General features: G+C 62.4%; 19 protein-coding genes. 14 read left to right on the top strand and 5 right to left on the bottom strand.

Annotation, left to right across the window (positions count from 1 at the left end; translation table 11 throughout):
- The first annotated feature begins 24 nt into the window (after positions 1-24).
- Both IVB26_RS38560 and IVB26_RS38565 read left to right on the top strand, forming a co-directional pair.
- A complete protein-coding gene (locus IVB26_RS38560) occupies positions 25-555 on the top strand; it encodes a TetR/AcrR family transcriptional regulator (protein WP_247970041.1) in 531 nt (176 codons plus the stop codon).
- Positions 556-614: 59 nt separating this feature from the next.
- Positions 615-812 (top strand): Trm112 family protein, encoded by a 198-nt coding sequence (locus IVB26_RS38565; RefSeq protein WP_247970042.1) that lies wholly within the window; start codon positions 615-617, stop codon positions 810-812.
- Positions 813-1,005: 193 nt separating this feature from the next.
- Here IVB26_RS38565 and IVB26_RS38570 read toward each other — a convergent pair whose 3' ends face one another.
- The gene (locus IVB26_RS38570) at positions 1,006-2,226 is read right to left on the bottom strand and encodes a ubiquinone biosynthesis hydroxylase (protein WP_247970043.1); all 1,221 of its coding nucleotides are present in this window, start codon (positions 2,224-2,226) and stop codon (positions 1,006-1,008) included.
- 196 nt (positions 2,227-2,422) lie between these two features.
- On the opposite strand from IVB26_RS38570, the gene tesB reads away from it, so the two are divergent.
- Positions 2,423-3,286, top strand: a complete 864-nt coding sequence (tesB, locus tag IVB26_RS38575; protein ID WP_247970044.1) for an acyl-CoA thioesterase II — start codon at positions 2,423-2,425, stop codon at positions 3,284-3,286.
- 40 nt (positions 3,287-3,326) lie between these two features.
- On the opposite strand, the gene IVB26_RS38580 is transcribed toward tesB, so the two are convergent.
- Positions 3,327-4,235 (bottom strand): DUF4339 domain-containing protein, encoded by a 909-nt coding sequence (locus IVB26_RS38580; protein WP_247970045.1) that lies wholly within the window; start codon positions 4,233-4,235, stop codon positions 3,327-3,329.
- Between the two features lie 238 nt (positions 4,236-4,473).
- Here IVB26_RS38580 and IVB26_RS38585 point away from each other — a divergent pair, with 238 nt between their 5' ends.
- The 6 genes from IVB26_RS38585 (at position 4,474) to IVB26_RS38610 (ending at position 10,683) form a co-directional block, all read left to right on the top strand.
- Complete coding sequence (locus tag IVB26_RS38585; protein WP_027535359.1) at positions 4,474-4,812, top strand: P-II family nitrogen regulator; 339 nt, start codon at positions 4,474-4,476, stop codon at positions 4,810-4,812.
- 140 nt (positions 4,813-4,952) lie between these two features.
- Positions 4,953-6,254, top strand: coding sequence for an ammonium transporter (locus IVB26_RS38590; RefSeq protein WP_247970046.1), 1,302 nt, complete (start codon positions 4,953-4,955; stop codon positions 6,252-6,254).
- A gap of 310 nt (positions 6,255-6,564) precedes the next feature.
- Complete coding sequence (locus IVB26_RS38595; protein ID WP_008142813.1) at positions 6,565-6,903, top strand: P-II family nitrogen regulator; 339 nt, start codon at positions 6,565-6,567, stop codon at positions 6,901-6,903.
- A 37-nt stretch (positions 6,904-6,940) separates the two neighbouring features.
- Positions 6,941-8,389 (top strand): ammonium transporter, encoded by a 1,449-nt coding sequence (locus IVB26_RS38600; RefSeq protein WP_247970047.1) that lies wholly within the window; start codon positions 6,941-6,943, stop codon positions 8,387-8,389.
- Between the two features lie 488 nt (positions 8,390-8,877).
- Positions 8,878-9,924, top strand: coding sequence for a dCTP deaminase/dUTPase family protein (locus tag IVB26_RS38605; protein WP_247970048.1), 1,047 nt, complete (start codon positions 8,878-8,880; stop codon positions 9,922-9,924).
- A 12-nt stretch (positions 9,925-9,936) separates the two neighbouring features.
- Positions 9,937-10,683 carry a hypothetical protein gene (locus IVB26_RS38610; protein ID WP_247970049.1) on the top strand — a complete coding sequence of 249 codons (747 nt, stop codon included), beginning with the start codon at positions 9,937-9,939 and terminating at the stop codon, positions 10,681-10,683.
- Between the two features lie 3 nt (positions 10,684-10,686).
- On the opposite strand, the gene IVB26_RS38615 is transcribed toward IVB26_RS38610, so the two are convergent.
- The gene (locus tag IVB26_RS38615; protein WP_247970050.1) at positions 10,687-11,709 is read right to left on the bottom strand and encodes an adenylosuccinate synthetase; all 1,023 of its coding nucleotides are present in this window, start codon (positions 11,707-11,709) and stop codon (positions 10,687-10,689) included.
- Complete coding sequence (locus IVB26_RS38620) at positions 11,688-13,619, bottom strand: ribonuclease H-like domain-containing protein (RefSeq protein WP_247970051.1); 1,932 nt, start codon at positions 13,617-13,619, stop codon at positions 11,688-11,690. The genes IVB26_RS38615 and IVB26_RS38620 overlap by 22 nt, the downstream gene beginning before the upstream one ends.
- Positions 13,620-14,143: 524 nt before the next feature.
- Here IVB26_RS38620 and IVB26_RS38625 point away from each other — a divergent pair.
- The 5 genes from IVB26_RS38625 (at position 14,144) to xth (ending at position 20,494) form a co-directional block, all read left to right on the top strand.
- Positions 14,144-14,548, top strand: a complete 405-nt coding sequence (locus tag IVB26_RS38625; protein WP_247970052.1) for a GFA family protein — start codon at positions 14,144-14,146, stop codon at positions 14,546-14,548.
- A gap of 355 nt (positions 14,549-14,903) precedes the next feature.
- The gene (locus tag IVB26_RS38630) at positions 14,904-16,118 is read left to right on the top strand and encodes an aminotransferase class I/II-fold pyridoxal phosphate-dependent enzyme (RefSeq protein WP_247970053.1); all 1,215 of its coding nucleotides are present in this window, start codon (positions 14,904-14,906) and stop codon (positions 16,116-16,118) included.
- A 9-nt stretch (positions 16,119-16,127) separates the two neighbouring features.
- Positions 16,128-18,605, top strand: coding sequence for a DNA translocase FtsK (locus IVB26_RS38635; protein WP_247970054.1), 2,478 nt, complete (start codon positions 16,128-16,130; stop codon positions 18,603-18,605).
- A 150-nt stretch (positions 18,606-18,755) separates the two neighbouring features.
- Positions 18,756-19,514, top strand: coding sequence for an outer membrane lipoprotein carrier protein LolA (locus IVB26_RS38640; RefSeq protein ID WP_247320845.1), 759 nt, complete (start codon positions 18,756-18,758; stop codon positions 19,512-19,514).
- Positions 19,515-19,678: 164 nt separating this feature from the next.
- A complete protein-coding gene (gene xth / locus IVB26_RS38645; RefSeq protein WP_247970055.1) occupies positions 19,679-20,494 on the top strand; it encodes an exodeoxyribonuclease III in 816 nt (271 codons plus the stop codon).
- A 95-nt stretch (positions 20,495-20,589) separates the two neighbouring features.
- On the opposite strand, the gene IVB26_RS38650 is transcribed toward xth, so the two are convergent.
- Positions 20,590-21,033: a cyclic nucleotide-binding domain-containing protein gene (locus tag IVB26_RS38650; protein ID WP_194405284.1), complete on the bottom strand. Its 444-nt coding sequence runs from the start codon at positions 21,031-21,033 to the stop codon at positions 20,590-20,592.
- Positions 21,034-21,037 lie beyond the last annotated feature (4 nt).

The following is a 21,037-nucleotide window of genomic DNA, read 5'->3' on the forward strand; positions in this document are numbered from 1 at the left end:
ATGGTCAAGCCTTGGGAACCCGACATGACCGAACAGCTCTCCGCCGACGACTGGATCAGGCAAGGCCTGAAGGCGCTCGCCAAAAATGGCTTCACCGCGCTCAAGGCCGATCCGCTGGCAAAGGCCATGGGCGTGTCGCGCGGCAGCTTCTATTGGCATTTCGCCGACCTCGGCGCGTTCCACGCCGCCGTGCTGAAGCGCTGGCGCGAGATCGCGGCCGAGCAGATCATCGCCGACGTCGAGGCCGCCGGCGATGAGCCGCTGAAGGCGCTGCTGCGCAGGTCGTTCGGCGCGCGGCTCGATCTCGAACGGGCGGTGCGCAATTGGGCGGCCTTCGATGCGGCGGCACAAGGGGCCGTGCGCGCAATCGATCGCCGCCGGCTCGACTACATTGAGGGGCTGCTGGAGAAACGCGCGCTCCCTCCGGCAACCGCGCAGGCCCGCGCGCAGATCCTGTACTGGGCATTTCTCGGCTTCGCCCTGTCAGGCACGCCCGTGCCGGCAGCACGGCTCCAGGCCCTGCTCGACGAGGTCCTAACGATGGTCTCCGCTTGAGCCCGTGATGGGCGGGCGCGATTTTCTGTGCTAGAGGCAACCGATTGCCGGAGACTCCAATGAACGCGCCCACCGACCGTCCCGAAGCCAGCGTCGATCCCAAATTGCTGGAGATTCTCGTCTGCCCGCTGACCAAGGGCCCGCTGGAGTTCGATGCCGCAAGGCAGGAACTGATCTCGCGCAGCGCCAAGCTCGCATATCCGATCCGTGACGGCATCCCGATCATGCTGCCGGAAGAGGCAAGGAAGATTGATTGAGGCGGTAATCCTGTTTGCGCGATGAGGGCGCAACAATGTCGGGGTCGTCCCCGCGGAGGCGGGGACCCATAACCACAGGAAGTGGTTCTGAACCGAAGTGGTAACTCCGAGTCTTCGTCAAACTTCTCCCTGTGGATATGGGTCCCGGGCTCGCGACTTCGTCGCGCCCCGGGACGACAGGAGAGATTGCCGCCTACAACGCCTCGCCCTTCAATAGCCGCGGCACCTCGCCCGTGAGTCCGGCGGCCTGGCGGATGAAGAGGTTCTTCAGCGGCGGGGCGCGGTCGACGAGGCCGAGGCCAATGTCGCGGACGGTGCGCAGCAGCGTCGACTGGTTGGAGAACAGGAAGTTCAGCGAATTGGTGGCAACGCCCATCGCCATGGTGTCGAAGCGGCGCCAGCGCTGATAGCGTTCGAGCACGTCGGCCCCGCCGATATCCATGCCGAGCCGCGCGGCATCGACGACGACTTCGGCCAGCGCGGCGACATCCTTCAAGCCCATGTTGAGGCCCTGGCCCGCAATGGGGTGGATGACATGGGCGGCATCGCCAACCAGCGCGAGGCGTTCGGCGATGAAGGAGCGCGCGACGAAATAGGACAGCGGAAACGCGCGCGGCTTGTCGAGCGCCTTCACCTCGCCGAGATGCAGGCCAAAACGCTGCTCGAGCTCGGCGTGAAATTCCTCGTCACTGAGCGCAACGATGCGTGCGGCCTCGGCTCGGCGCTCGGTCCACACCAGCGACGAGCGTTTTCCCGAGAGCGGCAGGATCGCGAACGGCCCTGCGGGAAGAAAATGTTCTTCGGCGCGGCCCTCGTGATCGCGCTCATGGCCGACGGTGACGACGATGCCGGCTTGGTCATACTCCCAGCCATGGGTCGCGATGCCGGCGCGCTCGCGCAGTTTTGACCGCGCTCCGTCGGCGGCGACCAGCAGGCTGGCGGCGATCACGCTGCCGTCGCCGAGCGTCACGTCGATACCCTCGGCGCGCGCATCGTAGGACGCCACGGTGGTGGCACGAAGATCGATGCCCTCGGCTTCCGCGCGCACCACCAGCGCGTCGATCAGGCGGCGGTTCTCGACCATATGTGCAAAGGGCTCGCCCGGCGCGACATCGCCGGCAAAGTTGAGGAAGACCGGACGGGTGGCGTCCTCCAGCTTGGAATCGGTGACCACCATGTCGAGGATCGGCTGCGCCTCGCCCCTGACGTCATCCCAGGCACCGATCGCCTCGAACAGGCGGCGGCAGGCGGCCACGATCGCGGTGGCGCGGGGGTCGCGGCTCGGGCGCGTGCTGAGCGCGGGATCGGCGACGATGACGGGAATCTCGGGCCCGAGGCCCTGTCGCAGCGCCAGCGCAAGCGCAAGCCCCGCAAACGCGCCGCCACCAATGACAATGCTACCCTGTACCGACATACCCAAATTCCCGGCCAAATCCTGGTCTTGCTAGCAGACTTGAGGTGGGCGAAACAGTGCGGTGAAACAAGGGCGCTCCTTCCTGTCATTCCGGGGCGCGCAAAGCGCGAACCCGGAATCTGGAGGTTATCGGCTCTAGATTCCGGGTTCGATGCTCCGCATCGCCTCGGAATGACGACAATGCGAAAGCACCATCATGTCCAAAAGCCTGATCGACCTGATTTCGATCCTCGACCTCGAGCAGCTCGAGGTGAATCTGTTCCGCGGCAACAGCCCGAAGACGAGCTGGCAGCGGGTGTTCGGCGGTCAGGTGATCGGGCAGGCGATGGTTGCGGCCTGCCGCACGGTCGAGGGCCGGCTGCCGCATTCGCTGCATTGCTATTTCGTCCTGCCGGGCGATCCGCAGATCCCGATCATCTACCAGGTCGAGCGCCTGCGCGACGGCAAGAGCTACTCGACGCGCCGCGTCACTGCGATCCAGCACGGCAACGCGATCTTTTCGATCATGGTCTCGTTCCATGCCGAGGAAGAGAGTGCGTTCGACCATCAGGACAGGATGCCTGACGTGCCGCCTCCGGAAAAACTCACGGCGGAGGAGGTGGCGAAGCAGCCGATGTTCCGGGAGATGCCCGACTTCATCCGCCGCTACTATGAATCCGATCGCCCGATCGAGCTGCGTCCGGTCGAGCTCGGCCGTTACTTCGGCCAGAAGATCGACGACGGCCGCATTCACGTCTGGATCAAGACCGCAGCTAAGCTGCCGGACGATCCGGCGCTGCACATGTGCGCGCTCGCCTACGCCTCCGACTTCTCGCTGCTGGATGCGATCATGGCGCGCTATGGCCGCACGCTGTTCGACAAGCGCATGATGCCCGCGAGCCTTGACCACGCGATGTGGTTTCATCGCCCCTTCCGCGCCGACGAATGGCTGCTCTACGCGCAGGACTCGCCGAGCGCGCGAGGCGGCCGCGGCCTCACCCGCGGCTCGATCTTCAAGCCCGACGGCACGCTGGTCGCCTCCGTCGCGCAGGAAGGCTCCGTGCGCGAGCGGAAGGGATAGTCACCTCAAACGCGAGGTTTCGCGTTCGAGGCCTTCCGGATCATGCGCCAAGAGACCCGCGCGGAGCCAGCACGGTCTCCGAAGCGAACCAGTTCATGATCCAGCGATACACCCACGGAATCGGGATGATCAGGCTGCACAGCAGCGCGGCGACGATGCCGCGCCAGAGGATGCCGAGGCCGCTGCCCTTGAAGATGATCTCGCGCCGCGTGCCTTCGATGCTACGGCAGAACCAGCGCATCTGTGCCGCGGCGACCCAGGCCCAGCCGATGATGGTGATGATGGAAATCGCGAACAGCAGATTCCAGCCGATATAGGCCCAGATGGAGCCCGTGAAGCTCAAGCCCAGCGGCTGCCCGTTGGAGGCGAGGTTCGCGATCAACCATTTGATCAGGAGCCAGTAGAGAACGATCTGCACGATGAACAGCAGATTGCTCAGGATCTGGCTGCCGATGAAGCCGATGACGATCGCCAGAACGATGAAGCCGAAGAACCAGGGCACCAGCGTCATCGCAGTGCCGGTAAAGCTGAGATTCGGCCGGCCGGGGACTTTGAAGCAGGGCACGATCCATTTCGTGTACCAGACGAACAGCCACGGCACCGGAATGACGAAGCACGAGCCGATCACGAGCACCAGCGTCCGCCAGGTGAACTCGAGAATCCCGAAATCGACCGCCAGCGATCCCGCGCTGCCGGCCGCAGCGTAGCCGCCGGCGCCGCCGTAGCCGCTTCCGCCCATCATCGGCGGGCCCCCCGCCGGCATCATCGGCGGCGCGCTGCCACCCCCGACCAGGCCGGGGATTTCGGCGGCCTTCTGCCAGCCGGCCATGCCCTCGGTCCACACCAGGGTGTCCGGGCGCACGACGCCTTGGGCGACGAGGTCGCGAAATTGCCCCTCCGGAAAGGGCCCTTGCTGCTTGCCCTCGGATGCGTAGAACCAACTCGCCATGTACCGTCCCCCTCGAACATACTTATGTACCGGCCCGGATGCTTGGGTTCACCGGATCCATGCCAAAAATGCATTGTGAAGGATGAACGGCTGCCCTGTACAGAGGCGCCCGTTCACATGGCAAAACGTTTTTCCGCTTCAACCTGCAACTTTTTTATGCCATTTGCCCGGAAAGATGCCAGATTGACGCAGCGCCGGGGACATACGGCGCGGCGCATCCCGGGGAATAGGCCAGACCATGAAACTCGTCGTCGCGATCATCAAACCCTTCAAGCTCGACGAGGTCCGCCAGGCCCTGACGGCGATCGGCGTCCACGGCATGACCGTGACCGAGGTGAAGGGCTATGGCCGCCAGAAGGGCCACACCGAGATCTATCGCGGCGCCGAATATGTCGTGAACTTCCTGCCCAAGCTGCGCATCGAGATCGCGGTCGCCTCCGACATCGCCGACAAGGCCGTGGGTGTGATCACCGCCTCCGCGCGCACCGGGCAGATCGGCGACGGCAAGATCTTCGTCACGCCGATCGATCACGCGCTGCGCATCCGCACCGGCGAAACCGACAGCGACGCGCTCTAGATTTTGTTTTGACGCGTTTTCCTGACGCGAGCCGGTATCCAATTCGCTTGAAAACGCTCTGACCAAATAACGTCTTCGTCGATCGCACCGGGCAACGACGCCATAGCGTGCGACGTAATTTCTATGCTGGGGGGAACGAGATGGCGGGATTGTTGCGCCGCGCGGCGTGTATCGCTGCGCCGATCGGGTTTGCGTCGATCACGACATCGTCGGCACACGCCGCAGGCTCCGAGATCAACTCCGCCGACACCGCCTGGATGATCGTCGCCACCGCGCTGGTGCTGATGATGACCATCCCGGGGCTCGCGCTGTTCTACTCCGGCATGGTGCGCAAGAAGAACGTGCTCGCGACCATGGCGCAGAGCCTTGCCGCGGTGACGCTGATCTCCATTCTCTGGGTCGCGTTCGGCTATTCGCTCTGCTTTGTCGGCGACGGCCCGTGGATCGGCACGCTCGACCGCTGGTTTCTCGCCGGCATGACCATGGATAGCGTCAATCCGGCGGCGAAGACCATCCCGGAAGCGCTGTTCATGCTGTACCAGATGACGTTCGCGATCATCACGGTGGCACTGGTCGCGGGGTCGGTCGCCGACCGGATGCGGTTCTCCGCCTATCTCCTGTTCTCCGTCGCCTGGTTCATCTTCGTCTACATTCCGCTGGCGCATTGGGTGTGGGGCGGCGGCTTCCTCAACAGCATGGGCGTGCTCGACTTCGCCGGCGGCCTCGTGGTGCATCTGTCGGCCGGCACCAGCGGCCTCATTGCCGCGAAGGTGATGGGGCGCCGCCACGGCTACGGCACCGAAAATCTCTCGCCGTTCGATCTGTCGCTCGCGGTGATGGGCACCGGCCTGTTGTGGGTCGGCTGGTTCGGCTTCAACGGCGGCTCGGCGGGCGCTGCCAATTCACGCGCGGTGATGGCGATCATCGCGACCCATCTCGCCGCCTGCGCCGGCGCGCTGACCTGGGCCGCGATCGAATGGTCGACCCGGCGCAAGCCCTCGGTGCTCGGCATGATCTCCGGCGCGGTGGCCGGTCTCGGCACCATCACGCCGGCCTCCGGATTCGTGGCGCCCTGGCACGGCATCGTCATCGGCATCATCGCCGGTGCCGTTTGTTACTGGGCCTGCACCTGGCTGAAGCACCGCTTCAACTATGACGATTCGCTCGACGTGTTCGGCGTCCACGGCATCGGCGGCCTGACCGGGACCCTGCTCGCCGGCGTGTTCGCAACCAGCGCCATCGGCGGCACCGCCGGCCTGTTCGAGAGCCATCCGCAGCAGCTGCTGATCCAGTTCTATGGCGTCGCCGTCACCTTTGCCTGGTCGGCGGGCGTGAGCTTCATCCTGCTCAAGCTGGTCGGCCTGTTCGTGCCTTTGCGCGTATCCCGTGAGCACGAGCTCGAGGGGCTCGATATTTCGCAGCACGGCGAAGCCCTGCAATAAAGCGCGACGCTACTTAATTACCTCTCGGCTGCCCGGCGCATGAGCAACATTGTGTCGGCAGCCTGTCGTGCTCGCATTTTAATCAGGTGTGACCACGTTTTGGGCGCGACGGAATAGCGCACCGGACCGCCACACCCCCCGAACGCGAAAACCCCCGTCTTCATAGTCCGTTAGGCAACGCGCCTGATCTGGCACGGCATTTGATTCTAGGGGTCTTGGCTGTGCCCGCGTAGTGAACTTTCTCCCTCGTGGCGAACCAGTCGAGAACGCCCGGCCATGTCCGGACCGGGCCCAAGCGGGGATAGGACCCATGAAAATTGTTATGGCGATTATCAAGCCATTCAAGCTGGAAGAAGTCCGTGACGCCCTGACCGCCATCGGCGTTCACGGTCTCACGGTGACGGAAGTCAAGGGATATGGCCGCCAGAAGGGTCATACGGAAATCTATCGCGGCGCCGAATATGCCGTGAGCTTCCTGCCCAAGATCAAGATCGAGGTCGCTGTCGCCTCCGACCAGGTCGACAAGACCATCGACGCCATCACGTCCGCCGCGAAAACCGGGCAGATCGGCGACGGCAAGATCTTCGTCATCAACCTCGACCACGCGGTGCGCATCCGCACCGGCGAGGCCGATGCCGCGGCCCTTTGATTTCGCGCTCAACCTTATCCAATCAGGAGTGAATATTATGACGTTCAAGCGTCCCTATGGCGCGGGATTGGCGGCTCTCGCAGTCGGCCTGTTCGCTGCGACCGCAGCCTACGCCGAGCCAACGGTCAACAAGGGAGACAACGCCTGGATGCTGACATCGACAGTGCTGGTGCTGTTGATGACGATCCCGGGCCTTGCGCTGTTCTACGGCGGTCTCGTCCGTTCCAAGAACATGCTCTCCGTCCTGATGCAGGTGTTCTATACCGTCTGCGTCGTCACCGTGATCTGGGCCGTGTACGGCTACAGCCTCACCTTCACCGGCGGCTCCGACTTCATCGGCGGCTTCTCCAAGGCCTTCATGATGGGCGTCACCACCGATACGAAGGCTGCGACCTTCTCGGTCGACGCCAACATCTCGGAGCTCATCTATGTCTGCTTCCAGATGACCTTCGCGGCGATCACGCCCGCCCTCATCGTCGGCGCCTTTGCCGAGCGCATGAAGTTCGCGGCGATCGCGCTGTTCGTCCCGCTCTGGGTCACGCTGATCTATTTCCCGATCGCGCACATGGTCTGGTACTGGCAGGGTCCGGACCTGATCCAGGACGCAGCCAAGGCGCTCGCTGCTGCCACTGACGCGGCGGCGAAGACCGCAGCGGAGGCGAAGCTCGCCGAGATCAAGGCCGACGCCGGCTGGATCTTCAAGAAGGACGCGATCGACTTCGCGGGCGGCACCGTGGTGCACATCAACGCCGGCATCGCAGGCCTCGTCGGCGCTCTCCTGATCGGCAAGCGCGTCGGCTACGGCAAGGAGCTGATGGCTCCGCACTCGCTGACCATGTCGATGATCGGCGCCTCGCTGCTCTGGGTCGGCTGGTTCGGCTTCAACGCCGGCTCCAACCTGGAAGCCAACGGCGGTGCTGCGCTCGCCATGACCAACTCCTTCGTCGCCACCGCAGCCGCCGCGCTGTCGTGGATGTTCGCGGAGTGGATCATCAAGGGTCACCCGTCGGTGCTCGGCGTCATCTCCGGCGCTGTCGCGGGTCTCGTGGCCGTCACGCCTGCTGCCGGCTTCTCCGGCGTGATGGGCGCGATCGTCCTCGGCCTGGTCGTCGGCGTGGTCTGCCTGTTCTTCTGCACCGTCGTGAAGAACGCGCTCGGCTACGATGACAGCCTCGACGTGTTCGGCGTGCACTGCATCGGCGGCATCGTCGGCGCTCTCGGCACCGGCATCCTCGTCAACCCGGCTCTGGGTGGCGCGGGCGTCATGGACTACACCGCGATCCCGCCGAAGGTCGGCGACTACGACTTCGCGGCGCAGATGATCGCCCAGCTCTGGGGCGTCTGCACCACGCTGGTGTGGTCGGGCATCGGTTCGGCGATCCTCTACAAGGTCGTCGACGTGATCGTTGGTCTGCGCACCAATGTCGAGAGCGAGCGTGAAGGCCTCGACATCACCGAGCACACCGAGCGCGCCTACAACATGTAAGTCTCCTCCCGGGCGCGGTCTCCCCGGAGATCGCGCCCAGACCTACGGTTCGGGCACATACCCGGCAATGCCCTGACCGTTGAGGGGCTCCAGCGCAAGCTGGAGCCCCTTTCTTTTTGAATTCTCAAGACCGGATACTGAGCGGCGCTTGCACTCGACGCCCCGCCAACCGGCCTCTCTTGGTCATCTCGCCGGAATTGGAAGAGCCTGAATCTGCGCCACCATACTGGTCACTAGTATGGCCCCCCATAGTAACAGACACATTCCTGGTGCAATGCGAAAGGCTCGAAGGATGAACGATCTCCACTCCAAGCTGTTCGAAAGATCCTCGACCACCTCTCGCAGGAGATAAGCCCCGGCCATAATCATGCCGATGCTACTGGCAAGAGCTGCCAAATATCCTACGAGCCAAATTAGTTCATAACGCATATGGCATCTCTTAAAGACCGGTGGCGGGTATGACGTTAAAACGACGTGGTTGGTGAGCTGTGCCCTACATCCCGATATGCGACGACGCTGATCTTCCCCCCGCAGAGAGTCAGGCGGAGGCAGAGCATCGTTTCCAATACTTCAAATATATCGATCCATTGCCTGATATCGAGCCGGCCTTGCTTTGGTCTGAGGACTTTAAGAGATATGTCCGGATCACCGGCATGCTGCATCCCTTTTATCCGGAGGACAAAGGTCGCTTTAAGTCAGCCTCATACGAAGCGCGCCCGGGTGGCAGCGTCATTAGGTGGACTACCGATGGCCGGAAGGTGATCGAGGAGCTTAAGCCAGGGGAAAATAGGAAGATATTGCTTCCAAAGAATTCCATCACGTTCATGCAGATCGAATCGGAGATCCGGCTCCCCGAGTACATCGCTCTGAGGTTCAATTTAAGAATAACCCACGTCCATAGAGGTCTCCTTCTTGGAACGGGGCCCCTGATAGACCCGCAATTCGAGGGCAATCTCCTGATCCCGGTACATAACTTAACTGATCAGGACTACGAAATATCTCAAAACGAAGGTCTGATCTGGATCGAATTTACGAAGACCTCTCATTTCCTGCCCTCTGAGCCCGAGCTCGGCGAGATCAAAGCCGGAATCGCCATCGAGGACTATAAGAAGCGACGCGGTACAGAGTATTACCTGGAGAAAGCGAACCAGAATAATCCGATTCGAAGTTCGATTGAAGGCATTCTGACGCAAGCCCAAGCCAGCCAAATGGCCGCGGAGGCCGCAGCGAATAGAGCGCTGAATTATAGCCGACTATTTGCCACGGTCGGCTTTCTCGGTATCGCGGCTATGGTTCTCTCCACAGTCGTCGCTCTCCATCAATACTTTGGACAGATAGGGGCTTTGGTTCAAACTGTTCAGGACAAGGCGAGTACGGCACTGGCTAAGATTGATCAGCTTTCATCAACTTCGGACGAAAGCCGCAAGACGATTGAAGATCAACGGCGCGAGCTACGCGAGCTCAGGGATTCGCTAAAGGAGCTAAAAGCTCTAGTTGATGATCGACAGGGCTCTGGAACTCCACCACGACAGTAATAAGGATTTGGCGTGCAAAATAGATACGTCGGAGACGTCGGTGATTTTGCCAAGTACGCTCTCTTAAGATTGCTGACGGGGAGGAATGGCTTATCTCTTGGTGTACTTTGGTATCTATTTGCTGACGAGTCGCATAACTCCGACGGGCGCCACATCAGCTATCTGCAGGATCCAAATTTCGCGCGGCTCGACCCGTCGCTACATAAGACCTTGGCTGAGTTGGTTGCTGCAGGCCGGCGATCCGTCCGATCGATTGCGCAAGCGGGTATTCTTCCTGAGCACACAGTGTATTTCGACGCTCCAATTGATCGATTAGGCGGACCAGCTAAGTCGGCTCCGCAACGAGCACGTCAGAGGGCATCTTGGCTCAAGAAAGCGCATTTGGCGATGCAGGCCTGCGATCTTGTCTTTTTCGATCCTGACAACGGACTAGAGACGGCGTCCGTAGCACGTTATTCCCCCAAGGGTGGCAAGTACGTCTTCTGGGATGAATTGTCGCTGTTCTGGGATCGCGGTCAATCCCTAGTGATCTATCATCACCTAAATCGCACGGCTTCCGTCGCCAAGCAGACGGAAGCCCTACAGGAAAAATTTGCTTCCAGGTTCGGCGCGGACGCTTTCGTTCGGCACTTTTTGTTTCGACGGGGCTCTTGTCGTCACTTCTGGCTTGTTTCCCAAGAACGACACGCGATGCACAGCTTGTCGGTCATTGATCAGATCGGTAAGTCAGCGTGGAGCGAATATCTCACTATAGGATAGGCTTCACCGCGCTATTGCCTCACGCCGCATCAGGTTGGCTGGACCTGTGCCCACGAGATCGATCTGACGACCGATGCCGTCCTCCGCTTTCTTTAGAAAGGAAAGTGCGCTAGCGCTAAACTGATGCTCGCGAACTCCTGGATCGACGTAGTCGAAATGATTGAGCACAATCCGTGTGGGCTTGTTGATAGCCATCGCTCGCTTCACAATCGAAGCGTCGAAGTGGGCTACTCGTCTTACTTTCTTGGTAGCCGTCGTCAGCTCACGATAACCTTCGGGCAGCCCGGCGCTCTTGGCGACGGCTTCCCAGGTTATTTCGTTGGGCAATGGGCCTGAGTTTCCAGCCACCCGAATAGGGTAGGAGCGAAGAACGAGCGTGACATCTTTTACGTCAAGCGGGCTCAGGCCAGCCTCGCCGACGAATGTGCCCGCAGTCGTATCTCGACTAGTTGCGTGTGGGTAGGAACCACCATGGAGCAGAGAAAGCCCAAATCCTTGGGAGCCTTCGATAACAATCCACTGGCCTTGGTCTAACGCTGATCGCATAAACGTCGTCGAATCGCGGACGAACGGACTCAATGCCTCGATTGAACCAGCCAACTTTGTATCTTTGTGCCGCATCATGCGGCGCGCCAAAGCTGCGCCCGTCCCCGATCCAGTAGACCCAATTTCACGGATGATACCCGAGGCACGTTCGGCAGAACGATCGTCCTCGGAGATGATGCTTGCGAGGGGGTCTACAATGACCTTCTCAGGGCCGAGCCCGAGCGCGTCGACCTCGCGAAGAAAGATCTCAGGGTCGATGATTGCGCCGGCAGGAAGTACCGCGACAGCGCTTGGTGCCAGCACGGCCGCAGGCAGCTGCCTCAAGGCCCAGTTTCGGCCATCAACTACCGCAGTGTGACCGGAGTTCGTGCCTCCAACTCGGACGACTGCTGCAGCCTTTTCCTCCCGAGCGATTGCGAGCGCAACCTTACCCTTGCCCTCAGATCCAAACTGGCCGCCTACGACGACGGAGATGGGCATGGAAGCTCCTGATCGCAATGCTCACTCACAACGCGTACCACCTCACGCTCCAGCGCTTCTAGGGTCCCGACGTTGTCGATACGCGCCGCCGCAAGCCCGGAAAGCCGATCGATTTCAGCCTCGACTGGTTGTCGTTCGGCCTCTCCGAACGGTAGCTCGCCGCGCGCGCTGATCTCATAACGGCTCTCACGAATCGAGGCCGGAGTGTCGAGATGCAGGTGAACGAAACGAGAGCCAAATCGTTCGGCAAAGAATGCGTGATCCTCAGGGAACCGGAGGCCATCTACGACGATGAGGGACTGATCCGACACACGATCAAGAACCCGCTCGCACAGCCAACCTTGACCCTTACCCCTGTGGACCTCTTCGCCGATTCGCTGGCGGTTCACACGGTTCGGAGCCTCTCCCAGCGCTCGAATCTCGTCGTCGATCACCAAGCTAAACCGGGTATAGGCAAAGCCGCGGCGCTCCAGCATTCGGGCAGCCGTCGTCTTCCCGGCACAAATCCGACCACTGATGCCGACCACCAGACCGGACGATCCGCTGGATTTCAGATCCGGAATGATCAACGCTCCTTCTGTGGGCCCCCGCAACGCCTCAAACTGGCCCGAAAGAAAGAATGATCCTACTACGGCTGAGGTAATGGCGTCGAGTTCATCGTGGGTTACGGTTTCCGTTTCGAACGGGCCGGCGATGCCAAATTCTGCAAGACCTTGCTTCAAGTACTTCTCGCCTGCCCCCTTTCGAGGGATGCCCATGATGTCCTGGGCCGCTCCCGGGTAGCTCTCGATCACCGGAATCCCGTGTTTGCGGATAATTTCCGCCAGCCTCATGCCTCGCTCGGTTAGCCTCTGCATGCTCGGCAAGAGCGCGGGATAGACGTTGATACCTCGGCGCTTCAATTCGCGCTCACATCGCCTCATGATCCCGAACTCAGCGCGCCCGGGGTCGTCGTCGCCGACGCTGATGCGTCCCTCGGGCAAGGATAGCGGCGAATCGATCGAGACCAGAGCCGGCCGTTCCGCCAAAATCCGGCTGACCATCTCGGCATCTGAATTGATGGTAGACGTGACAGCGACATTTCCGTCCAAGACACAAAAGCCCGAAGGACGCTTCTCCGCCCCGGTCAGATCAATTCCGACGATCTTAGCCTTCTCAGCAGCCGTGACCTTGAAGAGAGATTCAAAGGTCCGCGCCTTCCTTTGCACGCTTGGCTTACCTGCGAATCCGCGCGGCAAGTCACTCTCTAGAGCGGGCCTTGCCCAGTCTTCAAATCTCGGACCTTGAAGCCACAAGTCCTGTTGCACACTGAGGCGATCAACGACCCGATCGAGGATCATGCACATCGCAAGGACGTCGCGTCGGTTGTAGTCAACCAATCGATGAAGGGACTCATGGTCACCGCGCACAAATTCGTGCCAGAGCAAGACGGCAGCAGCGCCATCGAGGCCTTCTACGCCTTCACGGGTGGCAAGACCGAGCTCAGCCTCAATCGACTTTTGCCCGCCCGACAGTCCGGCCCTCTTTGACAAGTACCGGAGATCGATATGAATCTGCGGAAGGGGGATCTCGCCAAAGGTCTTCTTAAGAAATTTTAGATCGAAGAGCGTTCCATTGAACGTGACTAGCGTACCCGCCTCCGAGAGGTCGGCTAAGAGGTCAGATGGATCCTGGCCTGCGACATAGACGCGATAGACGCCGTCGCGAGCCCAGCCGACCAAGGTTATCTCATCGTAGAACCAACTCAGACCGGTCGTCTCAACGTCCAGGAACAGAACCCGGCTAGCGTTCTCCAGACCTAAGGCCTCCCGGGCAGCCAACGCCGCAGACGCCTTCGCAGCCTTAGCCGGCCGACCTTTCCGACCTTGGCGCTCGAATATTTCTGCGGGCGACACATCAGGAAAAAGCACAGCTTGCTCCGCCGATGGACGCGAGTTTGATCGCTCCTCGTATGCGCGATTGGGCACGTCCGGAAACATCGTGAAGTGTTTGCACAGCCTCTCAGAAGGGTCAATATTTTGAGAGTCGTATCGACTCTGGAGACACAGAAAAATGCGCCCCCAGGTGGCCGTCTATCTGCACCGCGATACCAAGAAGTGGCTGGCAGCGTACGCCAAGCGCCTCGACATGACCCAATCGGAGGTTGCAAGAATGCTAATCGAACGCGAGCAGCAAATAGGTTGGCTGAAATGGGCGCTGTCCGCGCCAGACCCCGCTCAGGGGAATCATCCGCAATTGAAGCGACCTCGGAACCGATTGCCGCCGCGTTTGCGTAAGCCGCCCCCGGGATAGTGCGCTACCCCAGCGTCCAAACTTTGGGCAGCTTGGCGAGGACGGATGCCCTTGTGGGCTGCTCTACGAAAGAAAGGGATTGCCATTCCGCACCACCGGCGCAGAAATATCGACCACAAGAAACGATAATCGGGAGGTCGTCATGCGTTTGGAAGGCGGATGCTATTGCGGCGAAGTGCATTACAAAGCCGAAGGTGACCCGATGATGCAGGCCCAGTGTCATTGCCGCGAGTGCCAGTACATTACGGGCGGCGCGCCCAACACCTTCATCGCGATGCCGGCGGCCGGCTTCAGCTACACCAAGGGTCAGCCCAAGCAGTTCGCGCGCAAGGACCTCGAACGCGCCGTCACGCGCGAATTCTGCGCCGAGTGCGGCACCCATCTGGTGACCAGGGCCCCGGGTCTGCCGGCGGCGATCCTGAAAGTCGGCACGCTGGATGAGCCAAAACAGTTCCATCCGCAGATGGCGATCTACACCTGCGACATCCAGGAATTTCACACGATCCCGGCGGGCATGAAGACGTTCGCGAAGCTGCCGGGGCGCTGAGGCCGATCGCCGCCAGCAGGACCATGCGCTCCCTCTCCCGCTTGCGGGGGAGGGCCGGGGTGGGGATGCCTCCGCAGTGGGTCCCCAAAAAGAGCCCTCACCCGGCGCGCGGAACGATGCTTCGCATCGCCCGGGGCGCGCCGACCTCTCCCGCAAGCGGGAGAGGTGGCCCCGGCATCGCCACCCCCGCTCGGGACGGGCCGGACCCTCCGATCTGGGTCACGGAATTGACTCTTGATGGCGCGGAAAGCCGATGGTTAATCGCGTCTTAACCTCGCCCTATCTATGGTGAAGTGAACCGCTTCCCGCCGGTGCCTTGGGGCAACCGGCAGTTCCAAGAGTGCTGGCGCCCAGAATGGCTATGACCGCTTCATCCCGCGCGCCGCAGGCCGGTGGAAGCTCCGATACCGAACGCTCGCCCTTCGTCCGGCTGAACGAGCTGCTGGCGCCGCATCAGCCCGGCAAGCCCTTGATTTCGCTCGCAGTCGGCGAACCGCAGCATCCCGTGCCTGATTTCGTCGGCCCGGTGCTGGCCAAGCACATCGCCGATTTCGGCCGCTACCCGATGAACCAGGGGACCGACCCGTTCCGTCAGGCAGCAAGCACCTGGCTGTCGTCGCGATTCAAGCTGCCGCGGCCGCTCGACCCCAAAAGCGAGATCCTCGTCCTCAATGGTAGTCGCGAGGGGCTGTTCCTCGCCGCGATCGCAGCAAAGCGTTACGTCGGCCCGCGTCCCGGCAAGCCCGCTATCCTGATGCCGAACCCGTTCTATCCGGTCTATGGCGCCGGCGCCTTAGCTGCGGCCTGCGAGCCGGTCCATCTGCCGACCACTGTCGAAAACGGCTTCCTGCCCGATCTCGACGCCATCGACGAAGCGACGCTGGCGCGCACTGTGGCGTTCTATCTGGCCTCGCCCGCCAATCCGCAGGGCTCGGTCGCCTCGCGCGATTATTTCACGCGCCTGAAGGGCCTCGCCGATCGCTACGGCTTCATGATCCTCAGCGACGAGTGTTATTCGGAGATCTACACGCGCGAAGCACCGGGCAGCGCGCTCGAATGCGCGGGTGCGGATTTCACCCGCGTGGCCGCGTTCCAGTCGCTGTCGAAGCGCTCGAACCTGCCGGGCCTGCGCGTCGGCTTCGCCGCCGGCGACAAGACGTTCATCGGGATGTTCCTGGAGCTGCGCAACATCGCAGCGCCGCAGGTGCCGGTGCCGCTCCAGCACGTCGCGACCTTTGCCTATGGCGACGAAGCGCACGTCGAGGAGAACCGCAGGCTCTACCGGATCAAGTTCGATCTCGCCGACCAGATCATCGGCAATCGCTACGGCTATCGCCGGCCCGACGCCGGCTTCTGCGTCTGGCTCAACACGTCCGCGATCGGCGACGATGTGTCGGTGTGTTTGAAACTCTTCACGGAAGCCGGCGTGCGCGTGGTGCCCGGCAGCTTTTTGGCGCGGCAGCAACCTGACGGATTCAATCCCGGCGCGGGCTACATTCGCCTCGCGCTGGTGCAGGATGGCGAGACCACGGCGCAGGCGCTGCACCGCCTGGTCGAGACTCTGGGTTAGGCGGGGCCCATGAGCATGTCGGCAATCGAACGTGTCATTCCACTGGTCGGCCATCTGCCGCCCTCGATCCGCGAGGGCCTGGCGCGGCGCATGCGCGAGCTCACCGGCCTCGGCCTGATCACGCTGGCCGGCGTCGCCTCAGCCGCACTGATGACCTGGTCGGTGCAGGACCCCAGCCTCAGCCACGCCACCTCGCGGCCGATCCGCAACATCCTCGGCTATGCCGGTGCGATCGGCGCGGATCTCGCGATGCAGATTCTCGGGCTCGGCGCGATCATGCTGGTCCTGACCGTCGCGGTCTGGGGCTGGCGCATGATGACGCATCGCCCGTTCGACCGCGAAGCGCTGCGGCTGGGCTCCTGGATCCTCTGCACGGTTATTGCGGCGGGCTTCGTCAGCTGCTGGCCGCATGGCGGCGCATGGCCTCTGCCGACCGGCCTCGGCGGCGTGGTCGGCGACGCCCTGGTGCGCGCGCCCGCGGTGATTTTCGGACCGGCCGGGACCATCTATCGCATCGTGCTGGGCACGATCCTGTTCGCCGCGCTGGCCGCGACCTTCCTGATCGCCTGCGGTCTTGGTGCCCGTGAGCATGACGACGAGCTCGCGGAGATCGAGGATGACGACAAGCCGCTCGACGAAGACGAAGGGAGCGATCGCGGTTCGGTGTCGCTGGGCTGGCTGTTCCATGCGCTGATGAGCACCAAGGCGCGTCTGATCTGGCTCTTCAGTGCCGCCTATCGCTCGCTGGTCTCGAGCGGACCGAAGACCAAGGCCGTGGCATTCAGCCGCCAGGAGCCGAATCTCGGCGGCGGCCGCGCTGCGCCCTCGATCTCGCCGCAGCCCGAAGACGAGGAGGAAGAGGACCAGCACGAAGAAGAGGAAGACGAGGAGGAAGAGGAAGAGGAGCCCGCTGCGCGCGCCCCGCGCAAGAAGGCTGCCCCGAAGACCCCTGCCAAGAAATCCTCCGACAAGTTCGACCTTCCGTCGGTCTCCATGCTGGCCGCGCCGAAGGCCGGCGATCGCCAGCCGCTCAGCAAGGCCGAGCTCGAGACCAATTCGCGCTCGCTCGAAGGCGTGCTGCAGGATTTCGGTGTGCGCGGCGAGATCGTGAAGGCCAACCCGGGTCCCGTCGTCACGCTGTACGAGCTGGAGCCGGCGCCCGGCATCAAGTCGTCGCGCGTGATCGGACTTGCCGACGATATCGCCCGCTCGATGAGCGCGCTGTCCGCACGCGTCGCCGTCGTGCCCGGCCGCAACGCCATCGGCATCGAGCTGCCGAACGCGCATCGCGAAAAGGTCTATCTGCGCGAATTGCTGATTGCGAAAGAGGCGACCGACACGGTGGCAAAACTGCCGCTTTGCCTCGGCAAGACCATCGGCGGCGACCCTGTTATCATCGACCTCGCGCGCACGCCGCACATGCTGATCGCCGGCACCACCGGCTCCGGCAAATCGGTCGCCATCAACACCATGATTCTCAGCCTGGTCTACCGGCTGCGTCCGGACCAGTGCCGCCTGATCATGGTCGATCCGAAGATGCTCGAACTCTCCGTCTATGACGGCATCCCCCATCTGCTCACGCCCGTCGTGACCGACCCGAAGAAGGCGGTGGTCGCGCTGAAATGGGCCGTGCGTGAGATGGAAGAGCGCTACAAGAACATGGCCAAGCTCGGTGTGCGCAACATCGACGGCTACAACACGCGCCTGCTCGAATTGAAGGCCAAGGGCGAAGAGCCGACGCGCACGGTGCATACCGGCTTCGACAAGGAGACCGGCAAGGCGATCTACGAGGAAGAGAAACTCTCGCTGGACCCGCTGCCCTACATCGTCATCATCGTCGACGAAATGGCCGACCTGATGATGGTCGCCGGCAAGGACATCGAAGGCGCTGTGCAGCGTCTGGCGCAGATGGCGCGCGCCGCCGGCCTGCACGTGATCCTCGCGACGCAGCGTCCGTCGGTCGACGTCATCACCGGCACCATCAAGGCGAACTTCCCGACCCGCATCGCCTTCCAGGTGACGTCCAAGATCGACAGCCGTACCATTTTGGGCGAGATGGGCGCCGAGCAGCTGCTCGGCCAGGGCGACATGCTCTACATGGCCGGCGGCGGCCGCATCAGCCGCGTGCACGGACCTTTTGCATCCGACGAGGAAGTCGAGAAGGTGGTGCGTCACCTCAAGACGCAGGGACAACCGGAATATCTCGAAGCGGTTACCGCCGAGGAGCCGACCGAGGACGAGGACGGCGCGGTGTTCGACGCGACCGGCATGGGCGGGGATGGCGGCGGCGATCTGTTCCAGCAAGCCGTTGCGATCGTCAAACGCGACCGCAAGGCATCGACCAGCTACATCCAGCGCCGCCTGCAGATCGGCTACAACCGCGCCGCATCGCTGATGGAGCGCATGGAACTGGAAGGCATCGTCGGGCCCGCCAACCATGCCGGCAAGCGCGAGATTCTGGTCGAGGAAGAAGACAGCCATATGTGAGGCAGCCGCCTCAACACATCATTTCACGCGAAATCGTTATCTGCTTTTGCCCGAAATCACGCTAAAAGACGCCCAGCCATACAGGACGACGCGTTGATCAGACATCCGGACATTCGATTCGCTGCCACCATCGCCGCGCGAAGCGCGCGCGTGGCCGGCGTGCTTCTCGTCACTGCCGCGATGGTGACCGCGACGTCGCTCGCGCAGACCGTGCCGGTGCCGAAGCCCGCGCCGAAGGGCCGTGATGGCGCTCAATCCGGAGGCGGTGGACCCGCTGTCACCGGCGCGACGCAGGCGCCGCCGAATCCGGTGATCCCGGATCCGCGCCGCAACGTGCCGAGCAGCATCTTCCAGACCTTCGATGCCAACCAGAAGGCGCAGGCGGCCAAGGTCAGCGCCTATCTGTCCTCGCTGTCGACGCTGGTCGGAAATTTCGTCCAGGTTGGCCCCGACGGCAGCAAGACCCAAGGCGATTTCTACATCCAGAAGCCGGGCAAGGTGCGCTTCGAATATGACGCGCCGAGCCCGATCGACATCGTCGCCGACGGATCGTCACTCGTGGTGCGCGACCGCAAGCTCGCGACCCAGGACGTCTATCCGCTGTCGCAGACGCCGCTGCGCTTCCTGCTGTCCGACCGCATCGACCTGATGAAGGACACCAACGTCGTCAACGTCTCGGCCGACGACGTCTTCGTCAGCGTCACCATCGAGGAGAAGCAGGCGCTGGTCGGCACCAGCCGGCTCCTGTTGATGTTCGGCGCCAAGGACGGCCAGCTGAAGCAGTGGACCGTCACCGACCCGCAGGGCTACGACACCACGATCGCGGTCTACAATCTGGATTCGAGCAAGAAGCTCGATCCCGGCATGTTCAAGATCGACTTTACCAATTACGGCCCCGCGCCGGGTTAAGCGCTCCGCTGCCGTAGGGTGGGCAAAGGCGCACTTGCGCCGTGCCCACCATCTTTCCTCACCTCGGTCGGCATGGTGGGCACGCTTCGCTTTGCCCACCCTACGAAACCGCGCCTGTGGACAGGCATTTCCGCACGCTCAAACCATGCTAAGACGCATCCCTCATGCGTCTTTCCCTGACAACCTGGAACATCAATTCGGTGCGGCTGCGCATCGATCTGGTCGCGAAATTCCTCAAGAGCGCGCGGCCGGATGTGCTGTGCCTGCAGGAAACCAAGTGCATCGACGATGCCTTTCCGCTGAAGCGCTTCAAGCGGCTCGGCTACGAGCATGTCGCGCTGAACGGGCAGAAGGGCTATCACGGCGTCGCCATCGTCTCGAAGATTCCGTTCGAATCGAAGGACATCCGAACCTTCTGCGACAAGGTGGATTCGCGGCACATCTCGGTGTCGTTCGGCGAGAAGGCCAATATCGCAAAGCCGCTGGTGCTGCATAATTTCTACGTGCCCGCCGGCGGCGACATTCCCGATCCCGCGCTGAACGAGAAGTTCGACCACAAGCTGCGCTTCCTCGACGAGATGAAGGCGTGCGAGCCGCTGCATCCGCGCGGGCAGGACCGCCACATCCTCGTCGGCGACCTCAATGTCGCCCCGCACGAGAACGACGTGTGGTCGCACAAGCAGCTTCTGAAAGTGGTCTCGCATACGCCTGTCGAAACCGAGAAGCTGCAGGCCGCGCTCGAAGCCGGCGAATGGGTCGACGTCGCACGTGACCGCATTCCGATGTCGGAGAAGGTTTACACCTGGTGGAGTTACCGCTCTCCCGACTGGACCGTCGGCGATCGCGGCCGCAGGCTCGACCACATCTGGGTCTCGCGCGCGCTGAAGGATGCGGTCAGTGATTTCGAGATTCTGCGCGATGCGCGGAGCTGGGAACGGCCGTCGGACCACGTGCCTGTCACGGTGACGCTGGAGGTGTGATTTTGTAGCCCGGATGGAGCGCAGCGCAATCCGGGGTTCGCGCCTGCTGAAAAACTGTCCCGGATTGCGCTACGCTTCATCCGGGCTACGACCTCTCAACTCGTCAGCTTCGCACCCGCCATCAAAATATCGCTCGCAATCTGGCTGGAGCGCACTGCGAATTCATCGCGGAGGCGAACCGCGGCGGCCGGGTCGCTTTCGAGCACGCGCTGGAACAGGCTGCGGGCGACGCGGATGACCGAGGAATGCTCCAGCGCGATCGCGCTCGACGGCCGCTTCATCGGCACCACCAAAGCGAGTTCACCGATCAGCGCGCCTGGACCGGCGATCATTTCGGCGCCGGCGCCGTCGTCGACCCGGAAGGCGCCGCGTTGGACCACGAAGCCGGCATCGGCGTCGTCGCCGAGATTGAACAGGGTGTCGCCGCGGACGAAGTCACGCTGCTCGGAGCCGATCGCCAGCATGCGCAACGAGGCGTCTCCCAACAGGCGCAGTGTCGGGACTCGCTCGAGAAGCGCTACGTCGTCGTCGATTGACATTCAG

Source organism: Bradyrhizobium sp. 195, assembly GCF_023101665.1.
GTDB lineage: Bacteria > Pseudomonadota > Alphaproteobacteria > Rhizobiales > Xanthobacteraceae > Bradyrhizobium.

What these genes read in the sequence shown, in the direction of transcription:
- IVB26_RS38560 (WP_247970041.1), top strand. Translation starts at nt 25, where the DNA reads ATGACCGAACAGCTCTCCGCCGACGACTGGATCAGGCAAGGCCTGAAG.
- IVB26_RS38565 (WP_247970042.1), top strand. Translation starts at nt 615, where the DNA reads ATGAACGCGCCCACCGACCGTCCCGAAGCCAGCGTCGATCCCAAATTG.
- IVB26_RS38570 (WP_247970043.1), bottom strand. Translation starts at nt 2,226, where the DNA reads ATGTCGGTACAGGGTAGCATTGTCATTGGTGGCGGCGCGTTTGCGGGG.
- tesB (WP_247970044.1), top strand. Translation starts at nt 2,423, where the DNA reads ATGTCCAAAAGCCTGATCGACCTGATTTCGATCCTCGACCTCGAGCAG.
- IVB26_RS38580 (WP_247970045.1), bottom strand. Translation starts at nt 4,235, where the DNA reads ATGGCGAGTTGGTTCTACGCATCCGAGGGCAAGCAGCAAGGGCCCTTT.
- IVB26_RS38585 (WP_027535359.1), top strand. Translation starts at nt 4,474, where the DNA reads ATGAAACTCGTCGTCGCGATCATCAAACCCTTCAAGCTCGACGAGGTC.
- IVB26_RS38590 (WP_247970046.1), top strand. Translation starts at nt 4,953, where the DNA reads ATGGCGGGATTGTTGCGCCGCGCGGCGTGTATCGCTGCGCCGATCGGG.
- IVB26_RS38595 (WP_008142813.1), top strand. Translation starts at nt 6,565, where the DNA reads ATGAAAATTGTTATGGCGATTATCAAGCCATTCAAGCTGGAAGAAGTC.
- IVB26_RS38600 (WP_247970047.1), top strand. Translation starts at nt 6,941, where the DNA reads ATGACGTTCAAGCGTCCCTATGGCGCGGGATTGGCGGCTCTCGCAGTC.
- IVB26_RS38615 (WP_247970050.1), bottom strand. Translation starts at nt 11,709, where the DNA reads ATGCCCATCTCCGTCGTCGTAGGCGGCCAGTTTGGATCTGAGGGCAAG.
- IVB26_RS38625 (WP_247970052.1), top strand. Translation starts at nt 14,144, where the DNA reads ATGCGTTTGGAAGGCGGATGCTATTGCGGCGAAGTGCATTACAAAGCC.
- IVB26_RS38630 (WP_247970053.1), top strand. Translation starts at nt 14,904, where the DNA reads ATGGCTATGACCGCTTCATCCCGCGCGCCGCAGGCCGGTGGAAGCTCC.
- IVB26_RS38635 (WP_247970054.1), top strand. Translation starts at nt 16,128, where the DNA reads ATGAGCATGTCGGCAATCGAACGTGTCATTCCACTGGTCGGCCATCTG.
- xth (WP_247970055.1), top strand. Translation starts at nt 19,679, where the DNA reads ATGCGTCTTTCCCTGACAACCTGGAACATCAATTCGGTGCGGCTGCGC.
- IVB26_RS38650 (WP_194405284.1), bottom strand. Translation starts at nt 21,033, where the DNA reads ATGTCAATCGACGACGACGTAGCGCTTCTCGAGCGAGTCCCGACACTG.